14 protein-coding genes are annotated in these 14287 nt (G+C 64.7%); 8 read left to right on the forward strand and 6 right to left on the reverse strand.

Annotated elements, in window-relative coordinates; translation table 11 throughout:
• The first annotated feature begins 207 nt into the window (after nucleotides 1-207).
• The 4 genes from JANGC3_RS0125360 to JANGC3_RS0125375 all read left to right on the forward strand — a co-directional run bounded on the left by JANGC3_RS0125360 (nucleotide 208) and on the right by JANGC3_RS0125375 (nucleotide 3590).
• On the forward strand, nucleotides 208-645 hold the full coding sequence (locus JANGC3_RS0125360; protein WP_442905270.1) for a transposase: 438 nt from the start codon (nucleotides 208-210) through the stop codon (nucleotides 643-645).
• A 146-nt stretch (nucleotides 646-791) separates the two neighbouring features.
• Nucleotides 792-1346: a cob(I)yrinic acid a,c-diamide adenosyltransferase gene (locus tag JANGC3_RS0125365; RefSeq protein WP_017879301.1), complete on the forward strand. Its 555-nt coding sequence runs from the start codon at nucleotides 792-794 to the stop codon at nucleotides 1344-1346.
• A 46-nt stretch (nucleotides 1347-1392) separates the two neighbouring features.
• A complete protein-coding gene (locus JANGC3_RS0125370; protein WP_017879302.1) occupies nucleotides 1393-1989 on the forward strand; it encodes a DUF882 domain-containing protein in 597 nt (198 codons plus the stop codon).
• Between the two features lie 44 nt (nucleotides 1990-2033).
• A complete protein-coding gene (locus JANGC3_RS0125375; protein WP_081612038.1) occupies nucleotides 2034-3590 on the forward strand; it encodes a L,D-transpeptidase family protein in 1557 nt (518 codons plus the stop codon).
• 111 nt (nucleotides 3591-3701) lie between these two features.
• On the opposite strand, the gene JANGC3_RS0125380 is transcribed toward JANGC3_RS0125375, so the two are convergent.
• Nucleotides 3702-3929, reverse strand: a complete 228-nt coding sequence (locus JANGC3_RS0125380) for an MbtH family NRPS accessory protein (RefSeq protein WP_026133511.1) — start codon at nucleotides 3927-3929, stop codon at nucleotides 3702-3704.
• A 462-nt stretch (nucleotides 3930-4391) separates the two neighbouring features.
• On the opposite strand from JANGC3_RS0125380, the gene JANGC3_RS0125385 reads away from it, so the two are divergent.
• A complete protein-coding gene (locus JANGC3_RS0125385; RefSeq protein WP_017879305.1) occupies nucleotides 4392-5414 on the forward strand; it encodes a threonine ammonia-lyase in 1023 nt (340 codons plus the stop codon).
• A gap of 161 nt (nucleotides 5415-5575) precedes the next feature.
• On the opposite strand, the gene dxs is transcribed toward JANGC3_RS0125385, so the two are convergent.
• The 3 genes from dxs to JANGC3_RS0125400 are packed head-to-tail and all read right to left on the reverse strand — an operon-like array spanning nucleotide 5576 to nucleotide 8595.
• Complete coding sequence (dxs, locus tag JANGC3_RS0125390; RefSeq protein WP_017879306.1) at nucleotides 5576-7444, reverse strand: 1-deoxy-D-xylulose-5-phosphate synthase; 1869 nt, start codon at nucleotides 7442-7444, stop codon at nucleotides 5576-5578.
• Nucleotides 7445-8311: a polyprenyl synthetase family protein gene (locus JANGC3_RS0125395; RefSeq protein ID WP_035789117.1), complete on the reverse strand. Its 867-nt coding sequence runs from the start codon at nucleotides 8309-8311 to the stop codon at nucleotides 7445-7447.
• A gap of 26 nt (nucleotides 8312-8337) precedes the next feature.
• Complete coding sequence (locus JANGC3_RS0125400; RefSeq protein ID WP_017879308.1) at nucleotides 8338-8595, reverse strand: exodeoxyribonuclease VII small subunit; 258 nt, start codon at nucleotides 8593-8595, stop codon at nucleotides 8338-8340.
• A gap of 376 nt (nucleotides 8596-8971) precedes the next feature.
• On the opposite strand from JANGC3_RS0125400, the gene JANGC3_RS0125405 reads away from it, so the two are divergent.
• Genes JANGC3_RS0125405 through JANGC3_RS0125415 form a run of 3 tightly spaced genes read left to right on the forward strand, consistent with a single transcriptional unit; the run spans nucleotide 8972 to nucleotide 11899 of the window.
• Entirely contained in the window at nucleotides 8972-10072 is a 1101-nt protein-coding gene (locus JANGC3_RS0125405) for an aromatic ring-hydroxylating oxygenase subunit alpha (protein WP_017879309.1), read from the forward strand.
• Between the two features lie 40 nt (nucleotides 10073-10112).
• On the forward strand, nucleotides 10113-11036 hold the full coding sequence (locus tag JANGC3_RS0125410; RefSeq protein WP_017879310.1) for a DMT family transporter: 924 nt from the start codon (nucleotides 10113-10115) through the stop codon (nucleotides 11034-11036).
• Nucleotides 11037-11047: 11 nt separating this feature from the next.
• Entirely contained in the window at nucleotides 11048-11899 is an 852-nt protein-coding gene (locus JANGC3_RS0125415) for a sulfurtransferase (protein ID WP_017879311.1), read from the forward strand.
• A 122-nt stretch (nucleotides 11900-12021) separates the two neighbouring features.
• Here JANGC3_RS0125415 and JANGC3_RS0125420 read toward each other — a convergent pair whose 3' ends face one another.
• Nucleotides 12022-13281 (reverse strand): cellulase family glycosylhydrolase, encoded by a 1260-nt coding sequence (locus JANGC3_RS0125420; RefSeq protein ID WP_157407012.1) that lies wholly within the window; start codon nucleotides 13279-13281, stop codon nucleotides 12022-12024.
• 140 nt (nucleotides 13282-13421) lie between these two features.
• Entirely contained in the window at nucleotides 13422-14177 is a 756-nt protein-coding gene (locus JANGC3_RS0125425) for a ZIP family metal transporter (RefSeq protein ID WP_017879313.1), read from the reverse strand.
• Nucleotides 14178-14287 lie beyond the last annotated feature (110 nt).

Below are 14287 nucleotides of genomic sequence, written 5' to 3' on the forward strand. Positions count from 1 at the left end.
CACATTGCGTTCTGCATGCGCGTCGAGAAGGCCGGCAACGGCGGCTTTCCCTGCGTGCGCGACTTCCTGCGCTCCGGTCTGAGCGAGCAGCTCGTCATGCTGCGCGCGCCCGACCGGCGCGACGCCGACGATTATGAATGCCCCCGAGANCCCCAGCAGGNGCGCCTCGTCCGCCATGTCGCGCCGAACGGCAAGGTGCGGGTGTTGATGACCAATTTGTTCGACAGCGCGCGCTTTCCCGCCGACGGCTTCGGCGACCTCTACCACAAGCGCTGGCGTATCGAGGAAGCCTTCAAGCGGCTCAAGCATCGNCTCAATTTGGAGCATGTGTCNGGCCTGTCCCAGCAAGCCGTGGTGCAGGACGTCGCCGCCAAAATCATGTGCGATAACTTGCAAACCCTGGCGGCCTTGACAGCCCACGACAGCGCCGACCTGCGCGCAGCCGAGCGCATCAACCACGCCTATGCGCATACCGCCCTCAAACCATTGTTGCCGGCCCTTCTGCTCGGAAAAAAGGTGGCGAAGTTACTGCGCGAGGTGCTGCGCCTGATTGCGAAACGGACACACATCCATCGGGAAAATCTATCCAAAACACGCAAAACCAGGCCGAAGCCGCACAAGCACATGATCCAAAAACCATGTTAAAAGGTTGGAAAATCCCTAACTTGGGTGGATTGCCCCGACAGCGCGCCGTCGACAGGCCGGGGAAGGCCTGCACCGCAGCCGGATTCACCACAGGGCCGACGATTTGACGTATCCTCGCTTCATTCTTCCACCGAACAGGATCGAGCATGGGCAATCGCCTTTCTAAAATCGCCACCCGCACCGGCGACAACGGCAGCACCGGCTTGGGCGACGGCAGCCGCACCAGCAAGGACAGCGTGCGCGTGCACGCAATGGGCGACGTCGACGAGTTGAACTCCCACATCGGCCTGCTGCTGTGCGAAACCATGCCGGAGCCGCTGCGCGACGAACTGGTGGGTATCCAGCACGACCTGTTCGACCTCGGCGGCGAAATCTGCATCCCCGGCTACCAGTTAATTACCGAAGTGCACGTGGGCCGCCTCGACGATCTGCTGGAAAAATACAACGCCGACTTGCCGGCGCTGACCGAGTTCATCCTGCCGGCCGGCTCGCGGGCGGCGTCGATCGCGCACATCTGCCGCACCATCTGCCGCCGCGCCGAGCGCAGCATCGTCGCGCTGGGCAACGCCGAAACCATTCACGACCACCCGCGCCAATACGTCAACCGCCTGTCCGACCTGCTGTTCGTGCTCTCGCGCGTACTCAACCGCTTCGGCGGCGGCGGCGACGTCCTGTGGCAGCACGAACGCAAGCGCGGATAAGCACCGCACGGGGCTATCGGGCCGGGTGCACACCAAGGGGAATACGATGACTATATTCAATCCAAACCGGCGCGCCGCCGCCTCGTTCGACACGCCGGCGCCGCCGCGCCGCCGGTTTTTGCAAACCGGCGGCATGGCGCTGGCCAGCGCCATGGGCGGCAAGGCGATGGCGGCCGTTCCGCCGTCCAACGCGCCGGAACGCACCCTGCGCCTGTACAACACCCACACCGGCGAGCAATCGAACACCGTCTACTGGGCCGACGGCATCTACCAGCCGGACGGGTTGAGCGAAGTCAGCCGCCTGCTGCGCGACCACCGCTCCAACCAGGTCGGTGACATGAACAAGGGCCTGCTGGACCTGCTGTTCCTGCTCTCGTCCGCGCTCGACACGCAGGAACGCTTCCAGGTCATTTCCGGCTACCGTTCGCCGGCCACCAACGCCATGCTGCAAAAGAAAAACAAACACAGCGGCGTCGCCACGCGCAGCCTGCACATGGACGGCCTGGCGATTGACGTCCGCGTGCCGGGCCGCGACTTGGCCGACGTGCGCCGCGCCGCCATCGCCCTGCAAGGCGGCGGCGTCGGCTACTATCCCGAATCGGACTTCGTCCACGTCGACATCGGCAGGGTACGCACCTGGTAAAGCTGGCGCACCTGTAAATAATACGAGTGAAAATGATACAAGCAATGGATTTACGCAGTTGGCGCGGTCGCGGCGCCGGGGTGGTACTCAGCGCCTTCCTGCTGGCCAACGCCGGCAACGCGCGCGCCGAGGGCGGCGCGGCCTGGTTTGTCGACGGCCGTCCCAGCGCCGAGGCCGGCGAGGCGCTGGCGATTTTGCAATCGGCCCCGGCCGACGGCCTCAATCCCGACGATTACCAGGTCGACATGCTGGCGCGCGCCTTGGGCGCCGCGGCGCCATTGACTGGCGCGGAACAGGCCAGCCTGGCGCGGACGCTGAGCGCGGCCATGAAACGCTACGTCTCCGACTTGCATTTCGGCAGGATCAATCCGCGCGACGTCCACGCCGCGTTCGCCTTGCCGACGAAGCAACTGGACCCGGCCAGCTATGTCGCCGACGCCGTCGCCACGCACACGCTGCCGGCCGCGGTGCGGGCCGCGGCGCCGCAACTGCCGCTGTACGCGGGCTTGCGCCAGGCGCTGCAACAATACCGCGCGCTGGGCGCGCACCCGGCCTTGCAACAACCCCTGCCCGCCCCCGCCGGCGGCAAATTGGCACCCGGCCAGGCCTACGCCGGCGCCGCCGACCTGGCGCGGCGGCTGAGCGCACTGGGCGACTTGCCGGCGGACGCGAAAGGCGGCGCGCAGTACCGCGACGCCCTGGTCGACGGCGTCAAAGCCTTCCAACTGCGCCACGGCCTGGCCGCCGACGGCGTCGTCGGCAAGGGCACCCTGGTGCAGCTCAACACCTCGCCGGCGGCGCGCATCCGGCAAATCGAACTGACGCTGGAACGCCTGCGCTGGACCCCGCTGCTGCTGGGCGAACGGATGATCGTCGTCAACGTGCCGGAGTTCGTGCTGCGCGCCTACGAGGTGAAGGATGGCGGCGCTCAACTGCGCATGAACGTCATCGTTGGCAAGGCGCTCGACACGCGCACGCCGCTGTTCGTCAAAGACATGCTCAACATTGAATTTAGCCCGTACTGGAATATTCCGCCGTCGATCGCGAAGGCGGAAACCGTGCCGCGGCTGCGCCGCGACCCGGCCCACTTCAGCAAGCAGGGCCTGGAATTCGTCAGCGCCGCCGGCACCACCGTGCCGCAGTTGTCGGCGGCCAACCTGGATGCCGTGATGCGCGGCGAATTGCGCATCCGCCAGCGGCCGGGGCCGATGAACGCGCTGGGCGACATCAAGTTCATCTTCCCCAACAGCGACAACATCTATCTGCACCACACGCCGGCGGTGCCGCTGTTCAAACGCGACCGGCGCGACCTGAGCCATGGTTGCATCCGCGTCGAAGATCCGGTCGCGCTGGCGAAATTCGTGCTGCAGGACCAAGCCGAATGGACCGAGCAGCGCATCCGCGACGCGATGGGCAGCGGCAAGTCCCACACAATACGGCTACAGCGCCCGCTGCCGGTGGTGATCGCCTACGGCACCGTGATCGCCAAGAACGATGGCAAGGTGTATTTCTTCAACGATATCTACGGCAACGACAAGTTGCTCGATACCGCCTTGAAGTCAAAAGAAAGCGCAAGGCGCAGCCCGCCAAAAGCGTCGTAGGGCGGAAGTTGTTGCTACGCCGATTTGATCGCCGGCGCCCTGATCCGATAGGAAAAAAATAGACGCCGGTGGCCGCGAGGCCACCGGCGTTCGGCGCTCGGCGCTCGGCGTTTAGTGCGCCGTCAGCGTCCCCGCGCGCTGCTCCATGAAGTGCAGGCCGCTGTGCGGGCACAATTCCAGCCAAGCCAGGTCGACATGGTCGAGACAGTCTTGCTTGCATCCAGTAACACCAATATCCGTCCAGCCATCGGGGATGGCCTTGCGCTCCGGCCAGATGGCGTACTGCTCTTCCTGGTCCATCAAAACCCGGAAGACAACCTCTTGATGGGTAAGTAACATATTTGGGCTCTTAATGTAAAAAAACATGGTTCGAGTTCAAAAAACAACCTTCATGCCCGTGGCCGAAACAGCGTTTTTCGAATTTATTTATGGCAATATCATATACGTTCTGGCCGCCTCAATATACGCGAATACACACATTTCCGATGCATAAACCACGGTCTCCGGCAGAGGTCGGAAATCCTGTATAAAGCTTGCCACAGCGCTGTTTCTTTGGCATGATTAGGCGCATGAACACGCCAAATTCTTCCGTCTCGAACCGCCCCCGCAGCGCCGCCACCGGCCCTGGCGCAGCGGCGTTCGGCGGTCGTGCCTGCGCGCGCGTGTCCTTCATCCGCGTTTCCGCCGTCTCCATTATTCGAATTAGTCAGGGTCGCTGAGCTACGGCGTCGCCGGTGCTCGGCGCCCCGAGCAGCGACGCGTCGTCGACGCCTTCCCTCGTCTATTCTATGGAGAACACCAATGCTTACTTGCGCGCCAAGCCCGGCCGAACTCGCCTATCCCAGCCTTGAACAAATCCGCCGCACCGCCAACCGCCTGAGCGGACAAATCCTCCACACGCCGGTCTGGCGCTGGCAAACCGGCATCGTCGAAGAGGCTTTGAGCCCCGCCAGCGAGGTGTGGCTGAAGCTGGAACTGTTCCAAAAAACCGGCACCTTCAAATTGCGCGGCGCGCTCAACTGCATCGCCGCGCTCGACCCGGCGGCGCTGCGCCGCGGCGTGGTCGCCGTCAGCGCCGGCAACCACGCCATCGCCGCGTCCTACGCCGCCAAACTGGCCGGCTGCGGCATCAAGGTGGTGCTGCCGCAACACGCGCTGCCGGCCCGCATCGCCGCTTGCAAAGATCTCGGCGCCGACGTGATATTGATGCCCGACATGCACCAGGCGTTCGCGCTCGGCCAGCGCATCGAGCGCGACGAGGGCCGCGCCATGCTGCACCCGTACGACGGCGCGCTGACGGCGCAGGGCACCGCCACCGTCGGCCTGGAGTTGATGGAGCAAGTGCCCGGACTGGACGCGGTGGTGGTGCCGGTGGGCGGCGGCGGCCTGTGCGGCGGCATCGCCGCCGCCGTCAAACAGCTCAACCCGCACTGCGCGGTATACGGCGTGGAACCGTTCGGCGCCGACGCGCTGTACCGCAGCTTCCAGTCGGGCCGGCCGGAAACGCTGGAGCGGGTCGACAGCGTCGCCGACAGCCTGTGCGCGCCGTACTCGATGGCCTACAGCTTCGGCGTGTGCCGCCGCTTCGTCGACGAGGTGGTGCGGGTCGGCGACGACGCGATCTGCGCCGCCATGCTGCACCTGTTCCGCGACGCCAAGCTGGTGGCCGAGCCGGCCGCCGCGGTCGCCACCGCCGCGCTGCTGGGGCCGCTGCGCGAGAAGCTCGACGGCAAGCGCGTCGCCCTCATCGTCTGCGGCTCGAACATCGACTCGGCGCGCTTCGCCGAGCTGCTGTGCCGCGGCGCGCGCGCCCGGGCGGCGTAGCAAAGCCAAGGACGTAACCCTGGCCTCAGAGCTTCAGGTCCGACCCCGGCTCTGCGCCGCTGGTGGACTTTTTTGCATTGCCGACGCGCGCGTTCAATACCGGCGCCAAATAAAAAACGACGCAACGGCGTCGTTTTTTATTGCCAATCCACAAACGCTTGTCAGCCGTTGTTGACCACCAGCCGCGGCTCGCCGCCGGCGAAGCGCTGCTTGATCGACGCGCAGATGCCGGCGCCGTCCAGGCCGACGCTTTTCAGCAGCAAGGCGGTGTCGCCGTGGTCGATGAACTTGTCCGGCAGGCCCAGCATCAGCAGCGGCTTGACGATGCCCTCGGCGGCCATCGCCTCGGCCACCGCCGCGCCGGCGCCGCCCATGATGCAACCCTCTTCCACCGTCACCAGGTAGTCGTGCTCGCGCGCCAGCTGGCGCAGCAGTTCGACGTCGAGCGGCTTGACGAAGCGCATGTTGGCCACCGTCGCGTCGAGCTGCTCGGCCGCGGCCAGGCTAGGCGCGACCATCGTGCCGAACGCCAGGATGGCGATCTTGGCGCCGTGGCGCTTGATTTCGCCCTTGCCCAGCGGGATCGTGGTGAATTCCTTGTGAATCGCCGCGCCAACGCCGGCGCCGCGCGGGTAGCGGATCGCCGCCGGGCCGTTGTACTGGTAGCCGGTGGTGAGCATCTGGCGGCACTCGTTTTCGTCCGCCGCGGCCATGACGACCATGTTCGGGATGCAGCGCAGATAGGCGATGTCGTAATTGCCGGCGTGGGTCGCGCCGTCGGCGCCGACCAGCCCGGCGCGGTCGAGCGCGAACGTGACGTCGAGGTTTTGCAGCGCCACGTCGTGGATCAGCTGGTCGTAGGCGCGTTGCAAAAAGGTCGAGTAGATCGCCACCACCGGCTTCATGCCCTCGCAGGCCAGGCCGGCGGCAAACGTCACCGCGTGCTGCTCGGCGATGCCGACGTCGAAGTAGCGGTCGGGGAACTGCTCCTCGAACTTGACCATGCCCGAGCCTTCGCGCATCGCCGGCGTGATGCCGACCAGGCGCGGGTCCTTCGCCGCCATGTCGCACAACCAGTTGCCGAACACTTCGGTGTAGGTGATCTTGCCGGCGGCGGCGGGCTTGAGGCCCTCGGCCGGGTTGAATTTCGGCGTGCCGTGGTACAGCCCCGGCTCGGCCTCGGCCAGCTTGTAGCCCTGGCCCTTCTTGGTGACCACGTGCAGGAACTGCGGACCCTTCAGCTGCTTCAGGTTTTGCAGCGTCGGAATCAGCGAGTCGAGGTCGTGGCCGTCGATCGGGCCGATGTAGTTGAAGCCGAATTCCTCGAACATCGTGGCCGGCATCACCATGCCCTTGGCGTGCTCCTCCAGGCGCTTGGCCAGTTCCCGCATCGGGCCGGGCAGCACCGACTTGCCGACGTTCTTGGCGGCCGCGTAGAACTGGCCCGACATCAGCCGCGCCAGGTAGCGGTTCAGCGCGCCCACCGGCGGCGAGATCGACATGTCGTTGTCGTTCAGGATCACCAGCAGCTTGATGTCTTCCTGCACGCCGGCGTTGTTGAGCGCCTCGAAGGCCATGCCGGCCGTCATCGAGCCGTCGCCGATGACGGCGATGGCGTGGCGCGGGTCGCCCTTGATCTTGGCCGCCTGCGCCATGCCCAGCGCGGCCGAGATCGACGTCGACGAGTGCGCCGTGCCGAAGGTGTCGTATTCGCTTTCGCTGCGGCGCGGGAAGCCGGAGATGCCGTCCAGCTGGCGCAGCGTGTGCATCTGCTCGCGCCGTCCGGTCAGGATCTTGTGCGAATAGGTCTGGTGGCCGACGTCCCAGACGATGCGGTCGTGCGGCGTGTTGAACACGTAGTGCAGCGCCACCGTCAGCTCGACCGTGCCCAGGTTCGACGACAGGTGGCCGCCGGTCTTCGAGACCGAGTCGAGCAGGTAGTGGCGCAGTTCGTTGGCCAGCGGCGTCAGCTGCGAGCGCGCCAGCTTGCGCACGGCCGCCGGTTCATTGATGGTTTCTAACAGTTTCATTTATGCCTTCCGCTGCACGATGAGGTCGGCCAGCTCGCGCAAGCGCAACGCCGCGTCGCCGAACGGCGCGAGCGCCGCGTGGGCCTCGTGCCGTAGTTGTTCTGCCAAGACCCTGGATGGCTCCAGGCCCAAAATGGATACGTAGGTCGGTTTGTTGGCCGCCGCGTCCTTGCCGGCGGTCTTGCCCAGCGTGGCCGAATCGGCGGTGGCGTCGAGCACGTCGTCGACCACCTGGAAGGCCAGCCCGATCGCCCGCGCGTAGGCGTTCAGCGCGACCAGCTCGGCGGCCGTCAAGTCCTTGCCGCACAGCGCGCCCAGCACCACCGCCGCGCGCAACAGGGCGCCGGTTTTCAACTGGTGCATCTGTTCGAGCTGCGCCAGGGTCAAGCTCAGGCCGACGCTGTCGAGGTCGATCGCCTGGCCGCCGCACATGCCGGCCGTGCCCGACGCCTGCGCCAGCAACGCCAGCATCGCCAGCTGGCGCGCCGGCGGCAGGCCGCCGGCCTCGGCCAGCACGGCAAACGCCTGCGACTGCAGCGCGTCGCCGACCAGCAGCGCGGTGGCGTCGTCGTAGGCCACGTGCACGGTCGGCTTGCCGCGCCGCAGCGCGTCGTCGTCCATGCACGGCATGTCGTCGTGCACCAGCGAGTAGACGTGGACCATCTCGACCGCCGCCGCCGCCCGCGCCAGGGCCGCCGCGCCGGCGCCGAACAGCGCGCCGGCCGCGTACACCAGCAGCGGGCGCACGCGCTTGCCGCCGCCCAGCGCCGCGTAGCGCATGGCGTCGTGCAATTTGTGCGGCACCGCGCCCGCGCCCGGCAGCAATTCGTCCAGGCTGCGTTCAACGCCCGCCTGCACCGTCTTCATCCAATCGTCGAAACCCGCCGCGGCCGTCACGACGCCGCCTCGTCGCCGTTAGCGTCGGAGAAAGGTTTCAGCATATCGCCTTCCAGCACCTTGACCTGCGCGTCGACCTTATCGAGTTGCGCGGCACAATATTTGACCAGTTCCGAGCCGCGCTGGTAGGCCGCGACCGACGCTTCCAGCGGCAACTGGCCCGCCTCCATTTGCGTCACCAGTTGCGCCAACTCGGCCATCGCTTCTTCAAACGAGGCCGGCGCGCCGGTTACGGGTAGTATTTTCTTTGACATAAGCACTCAGATAATTTCTCGGCACAGGGGGCGACGGTGGTGGAACCGCGCAGTGTAGAACGTTATTTTAGAACAAACTACTCTAATCAGTGAAAACTTCGCCGCCGCCACGCGCGCGCCGGCCGAGGCGGACCCGGCCGGAAGTGGCAATAAGCCTGGATTTTATCGCATTCGCCCGCATCTGCGCCCCCGATTGGCGCGCGCGCGGCCGGCTTTTTTGCGCAAAGCCGCGGCAACGTGGCCGCTTTGACAAAGCAAGCGCCGATACGCGGTATAATCGCCGGTTCTGTCCGAAATACCGTTTCAAAAACATTGAATTCAGGTCTTTGCGGATTCTTTCTCTCTCTGGCTGTTGCACATATGAAGGGGGGTTGGGATGTCCGATCTGGCAACTCACGCCAAGCTGGCGCCGTCAAACGCGCAACTTCCGGTCCACGTCTATTTTGACGAAGCGCTACTGCGGCGCGAAACGCAGCAATTGTTCCAAGCCGGCCCGCGCTACGTCGGGCACGAGCTGATGGTGCCGAACGTCGGCGATTTCGCCACCCTCGCTTCCGAGCACGAGGGTCGCATGCTGGTGCGCAACGCCAACGGCGTCGAGGTGCTGTCGAACGTCTGCCGCCACCGCCAGGCGCTGATGTTCAACGGCCGCGGCAACGCCAACAACATCGTCTGCCCGCTGCACCGCTGGACCTACGACTTGAAGGGCGAACTGATCGGCGCGCCGCACTTCGCCGAAACGCCGTGCCTGAACCTGTCGAAGACGCCCTTGCAAAATTGGAACGGCCTGCTGTTCGAGCAGAACGGCTACCACGTCATGGACAAGCTCAAGCAACTGTCGGTGGCGCCGGACCTGGATTTCTCGACCTACATGTTCGACCACGTCGAAGTGCACGAGTGCAACTACAACTGGAAAACCTTCATTGAAGTCTATCTGGAGGATTACCACGTCGAGCCCTTCCACCCGGGCCTGGGCAGCTTCGTCAGTTGCGACGACCTGCGCTGGGAATTCGGCGGCGACTACAGCGTGCAGACCGTCGGCGTGCACAAGGGCTTGCTCAAGTCCGGCTCGCCGGTCTACCAGCGCTGGCAGGAGCAGGTGCTGAAGTTCCGCGGCGGCACGCCGCCGCCGTATGGCGCGATCTGGCTGACGCTGTACCCGAACATCATGGTCGAATGGTATCCGCACGTGCTGATCGTCTCGACGCTGTGGCCGGACGGCCCGCAAAAGACGCGCAACGTCGTCGAGTTCTATTACCCCGAGGAAATCGTGCTGTTCGAGCGCGAATTCATCGAAGCCGAGCGCGCCGCCTACATGGAAACCTGCGTCGAAGACGACGAGATCGCGCTGCGCATGGACGCCGGGCGCCGGGTCTTGATGCGCCGCGGCGTCAGCGAGGCCGGACCGTACCAGTCGCCGATGGAAGACGGCATGCAGCATTTCCATGAGTGGTACCGCAGCAAGATCGATTTGTAAGCGCCGCGCACCGCCGCCCCACCCCGCCCCTAAGGATCACATGCAATCGTTGTGGATGCTGTTTGCCAGCTTTATGTTCGCCATCATGGGCGTGTGTGTGAAACTGGCGTCGAGCCTGTACTCGACGTCGGAAATCGTCATGTACCGCGGCATGGTCGGCATGACGGTGATGTGCTGCATGATCCTGTACCAGGGCGGCAGCTTCAAAACGCGCTTCGTCGGCGGCCACCTGTGGCGCGGCATCGTCGGCGTGGTCGCGCTGTGGCTGTGGTTTTACGCCATCGCCATCCTGCCGCTGGCCACCGCGATGACGCTCAACTACATGGCGCCGATCTGGATGGCCCTGATCCTGCTGTGCGCCGGCTGGTGGCACGCCAGGAACCACGTCGAGTGGCCGCTGATGGCCGCCATCGCGATGAGCTTTGTCGGCGTCACGCTGCTGCTGCAACCGGTGTTCGAATCGCAGCAACTGTCCGGCGCGCTCACCGCGCTGGTGTCGGGCATGCTGTCGGCGCTGGCCTACCTGCAGGTGCGCAAGCTGGGCCTGCTGGGCGAACCCGAATACCGCGTGGTCTTCTACTTCTCCATCGTCAACTTCCTCGCCGGGCTGTTCGGCAACATCGCCAGCGCCGGCCTGGGGCCGGTGACCTGGCACGCCCACACCACCGCGCAGGGCGGCTTGCTGCTGCTGGGCATCGGCCTGTGCGCGACGATGGCGCAAATGGCGATGACGCGCGCCTACCGCCTCGGCAAGACGCTGGTGGTGGCCAACCTGCAATACACCGGCATCGTCTTCTCCAGCGCCTGGGGCGTGCTGATCTTCGGCGACGTCTTCGACTGGCACGGCTGGGCCGGCATCGGCGTGATACTCTGCTCCGGCATCGCCGCGACCTATTACAATACCCGCAACACCGAACGCGGCGCCGCGATAGCCCGCACCGATCCCATCGCAAGCGAAGTTTAAGGAGACTGCCGATGCACACGACCCTGATCAGCGCCAACGCGCTGGCGCAGCATTTGACCGACCCGGACTGGATCATCCTCGACTGCCGCCACGACCTGATGAACCCGGACGCCGGGCGCGACGCCTTCGCCGCCGGCCACATCCAGAACGCCCAGTTCGCCGGCGTCGACGCCGACCTGTCCGGCGCCAAGCTTGGTCCGGACGGCGCCTTCCGCGGCCGCCACCCGCTGCCCGAGCGCAACGCGCTGGTCGCCACCCTGCGCGCCTGGGGCGTCAACGACGGCTCGCAAGTGGTGGCCTACGACGCCCACGGCGGCATGTTCGCGGCGCGGCTGTGGTGGTTGCTGCGCTGGATCGGCCACCCGGCGGTGGCGGTGCTCGACGGCGGCCTGGCAGCCTGGCAGGCGCGGGAGCTGCCGCTGGTGACGCCGCTGGCGCCGCGCGCGCTCGGCAACATCGTCGAAAAACACACGCTGACCCGCACCGTCGACGTCGCCGCCGTGCTGGCCAACCTGCACGGCGGCGCCGACACCGTGGTCGACGCCCGCGCGCCGGAGCGCTTCCGCGGCGAGAACGAAACCATCGACCCGGTCGGCGGCCACATCCCGGGCGCCCGGAACCGCTTCTTCAAGGACAACCTGCAGGCCGACGGCCGCTTCAAGGACGCCGCCGAACTGAAACGCGCGTTCCTCTCGCTGTTCGACGCGCCGCAACACGCCATCATGCAATGCGGCTCCGGCGTGACCGCCTGCCACAACCTGCTGGCCCTGGAAGTGGCCGGCCTGCACGGCGCCGCGCTGTACCCGGGCTCGTGGAGCGAATGGTGCGCCGACCCGGCGCGGCCGGTGGCCAGCGGGGCCTGAGCCGCGGGCGACAACGGCGAAAAAAAAGCTTCTGCGCGGTTTCCCGCGGAGAAGCTTTTTTTAACTGCATTGCGACGCGCCTGGCGACACGGGCCGGCAGCCTAGCCGCCGCGGCAAGGCCCTTACCAGGTGCGCATCAGCCCATTCATCCGCGCCAATTCGTAGAGCTGGTTGTTACGCAGCTTGTTGGTTACATTGTAGCTCTTGTCCTGGTAGCTGAAATCGTACACCCAGAGCGCGGACATCTGCACCTGTTGAGCGAGGATCACCTCCGAGAACTTAAAAAATTTTTCGTTCGCCGCGTCGGGCCCCAAACCTCCTGCCGCAATAGTATTCGAATCCGCACCAAACTCCCCTAAAAAGAACGGCCGCTTACTTCCCGCCAATTTCGAACGCTCCATAGCCGCGCCAATGATCTGCGCAATCGTCGCGCCGTCCAGGCCAAAATACTTTTCCTTTGTGCCTTCCGAGTACGGATACAGGTGCATGGAGAAGGTGTCGACGGGTGCCGGATCGTTTTCCTCGAGGATCTTGCCAAACTCCTCCTTGGAATCGGAAACGTAGGAATTTGGCCAGTGGCGCATATGGTAGGCGTTCGCACGGGGAATATTGTTTCCGCTGAAAATAGGCGTGGTCTTATCCAGCGTCCTCACCGTCTCGGCGAAGAGCTGCACGGCGGCTGTAATTGTCGTCGGGGTAAAGTTATCCTTTGCCAATCTTTTTGGCTTATTGTCAGCCGGGTCTATTGGCAGAGAATAATTTGGCGCACCGAGGGCCGGGTCTGTCGGCAGATAACGACCGTTGTTATAACCCTTGACTTCGGTCAGGTCCATGAAGCTGCTCGCCTCATTGGAGAACTCCCACGCCCACACGGCCTTGTGGCCCTGGTATGCGTCGACGATCTCGAGCGTGATCTTCTTCATCCGCTCCATTGTTTTACTTCCCGCGACTCCCGTCTTCGGGATGGCTTCGTCTTCCATGTCGGCAATTGCCGTCCAATTCCAAAACACATCCACGATCACGCCGATGTTATTGGCTGCCGCATCATCCAAGAACTTCTTCAAGCGCGCATGGTAAGCCAGCGAGATCTTTTGGTCCGTCGGGCTAAACACAGCTTTGAGGTCCCGGGGCCAGAAAGGGAGCGCGCTGATGCGAACGAACGGAATATTGTTAGCCCTGAGGATCTGAAGTCCTTCCAAGGTCGTCGGCGTCGTAGCGGGATTGCGGATGACGGCGTCAAAATAGTTGACGCCGACGCCGTAGAAGGGCTTGCCGTCCTTGTAGAACTTGCCGTCCTGGATGGACAGCGGACCGGCACCGGCGTTGGCATTGAAGGCGGCCAGCGCCAGGGCGGCGCAACACAGGGTTTTCTTCAAAAACATGCAAAGCTCCAAAAGTTTATTTGTTACTAATTGTAAGTCATAAATTACTTAATATAACAACTTTTTTTGAAAATGCATATTCGCATGGAAGCCGCGCCGGCGCGATGCGCAGTCCGGCCGGCCGCGTACGACCGGCCCGCTCAGCCGTGGTTGTGGCGCGTCAGGAACAGTACGATGACCACGCCCAGCCCGATCAAGAGGATCTGCGGGATGGTTTCGCGCAAGGTGGCGCGGCGCTGCATTTGCGGCATCAGGTCGCTGACGGCGATGTAGATAAAGCCCGACGAGGCGAACACCAGCACGTACGGGATCAGGTGGCTGGCGTGGTCCAGCGTGAAGTAGCCGAGCAGGCCGCCGGCCACCGCCATCAGGCTGCACAGCAAATTGAAGACGTAGGCGCGGGTGCGCGAGAAGCCGGCGTTGAGCAGCACGATGAAGTCGCCGATTTCCTGCGGGATTTCATGGGCGATGATGGCCAGGCCGGTGACCAGGCCCAGTTTCGGGTCGGCCAGGAAGGCCGCCGCGATCAGGATGCCGTCGGTGAAATTGTGCATGCCGTCGCCGACCAGGATCATCCAGCCGGCCTTGCCGGCCTCGTGCTTGTCGTGGCCGTGCGCGTGGTGGTGGCCGTCGCCCTCGTGGTGGTGCGAGTGGCGCAGGATGGCGAATTTCTCCAGCATGAAGAAGGCCAGCAGGCCCGCCAGCAAGGTCGCGAACAGGCTGCGCGGGTCCGCCTGCGATTCGAACGCCTCCGGCAGCGCATGCAGCAGCGAGGTCGACAGCATGATGCCAACCGACAGGCTGACCATGCGCTCGACCATCTTCGACAGCAGCGCGAACGAAAAAATCGCCGCCGCCGTAATACTGAACACGCCCGCGATCGTCGTCGCGAGCAAAATGGAAATGAGTATCGGATCGATTTTGCTTACCTTTTATGCCGGGGCGCGATGCGTGCGGCGCCCCTGTCCTGTGCTGTGCGCGCTCAAACGGCGACGCAAACCGGGCA

The sequence above is a fragment of the Janthinobacterium sp. CG3 genome, from assembly GCF_000344615.1.
Classification (GTDB): domain Bacteria; phylum Pseudomonadota; class Gammaproteobacteria; order Burkholderiales; family Burkholderiaceae_D; genus Janthinobacterium.

What these genes read in the sequence shown, in the direction of transcription:
- JANGC3_RS0125395 (WP_035789117.1), bottom strand. Translation starts at nt 8,311, where the DNA reads ATGAAGACGGTGCAGGCGGGCGTTGAACGCAGCCTGGACGAATTGCTG.
- dxs (WP_017879306.1), bottom strand. Translation starts at nt 7,444, where the DNA reads ATGAAACTGTTAGAAACCATCAATGAACCGGCGGCCGTGCGCAAGCTG.
- JANGC3_RS0125370 (WP_017879302.1), top strand. Translation starts at nt 1,393, where the DNA reads ATGACTATATTCAATCCAAACCGGCGCGCCGCCGCCTCGTTCGACACG.
- JANGC3_RS0125400 (WP_017879308.1), bottom strand. Translation starts at nt 8,595, where the DNA reads ATGTCAAAGAAAATACTACCCGTAACCGGCGCGCCGGCCTCGTTTGAA.
- JANGC3_RS0125365 (WP_017879301.1), top strand. Translation starts at nt 792, where the DNA reads ATGGGCAATCGCCTTTCTAAAATCGCCACCCGCACCGGCGACAACGGC.
- JANGC3_RS0125415 (WP_017879311.1), top strand. Translation starts at nt 11,048, where the DNA reads ATGCACACGACCCTGATCAGCGCCAACGCGCTGGCGCAGCATTTGACC.
- JANGC3_RS0125385 (WP_017879305.1), top strand. Translation starts at nt 4,392, where the DNA reads ATGCTTACTTGCGCGCCAAGCCCGGCCGAACTCGCCTATCCCAGCCTT.
- JANGC3_RS0125380 (WP_026133511.1), bottom strand. Translation starts at nt 3,929, where the DNA reads ATGTTACTTACCCATCAAGAGGTTGTCTTCCGGGTTTTGATGGACCAG.
- JANGC3_RS0125405 (WP_017879309.1), top strand. Translation starts at nt 8,972, where the DNA reads ATGTCCGATCTGGCAACTCACGCCAAGCTGGCGCCGTCAAACGCGCAA.
- JANGC3_RS0125410 (WP_017879310.1), top strand. Translation starts at nt 10,113, where the DNA reads ATGCAATCGTTGTGGATGCTGTTTGCCAGCTTTATGTTCGCCATCATG.
- JANGC3_RS0125375 (WP_081612038.1), top strand. Translation starts at nt 2,034, where the DNA reads ATGGATTTACGCAGTTGGCGCGGTCGCGGCGCCGGGGTGGTACTCAGC.
- JANGC3_RS0125420 (WP_157407012.1), bottom strand. Translation starts at nt 13,281, where the DNA reads ATGTTTTTGAAGAAAACCCTGTGTTGCGCCGCCCTGGCGCTGGCCGCC.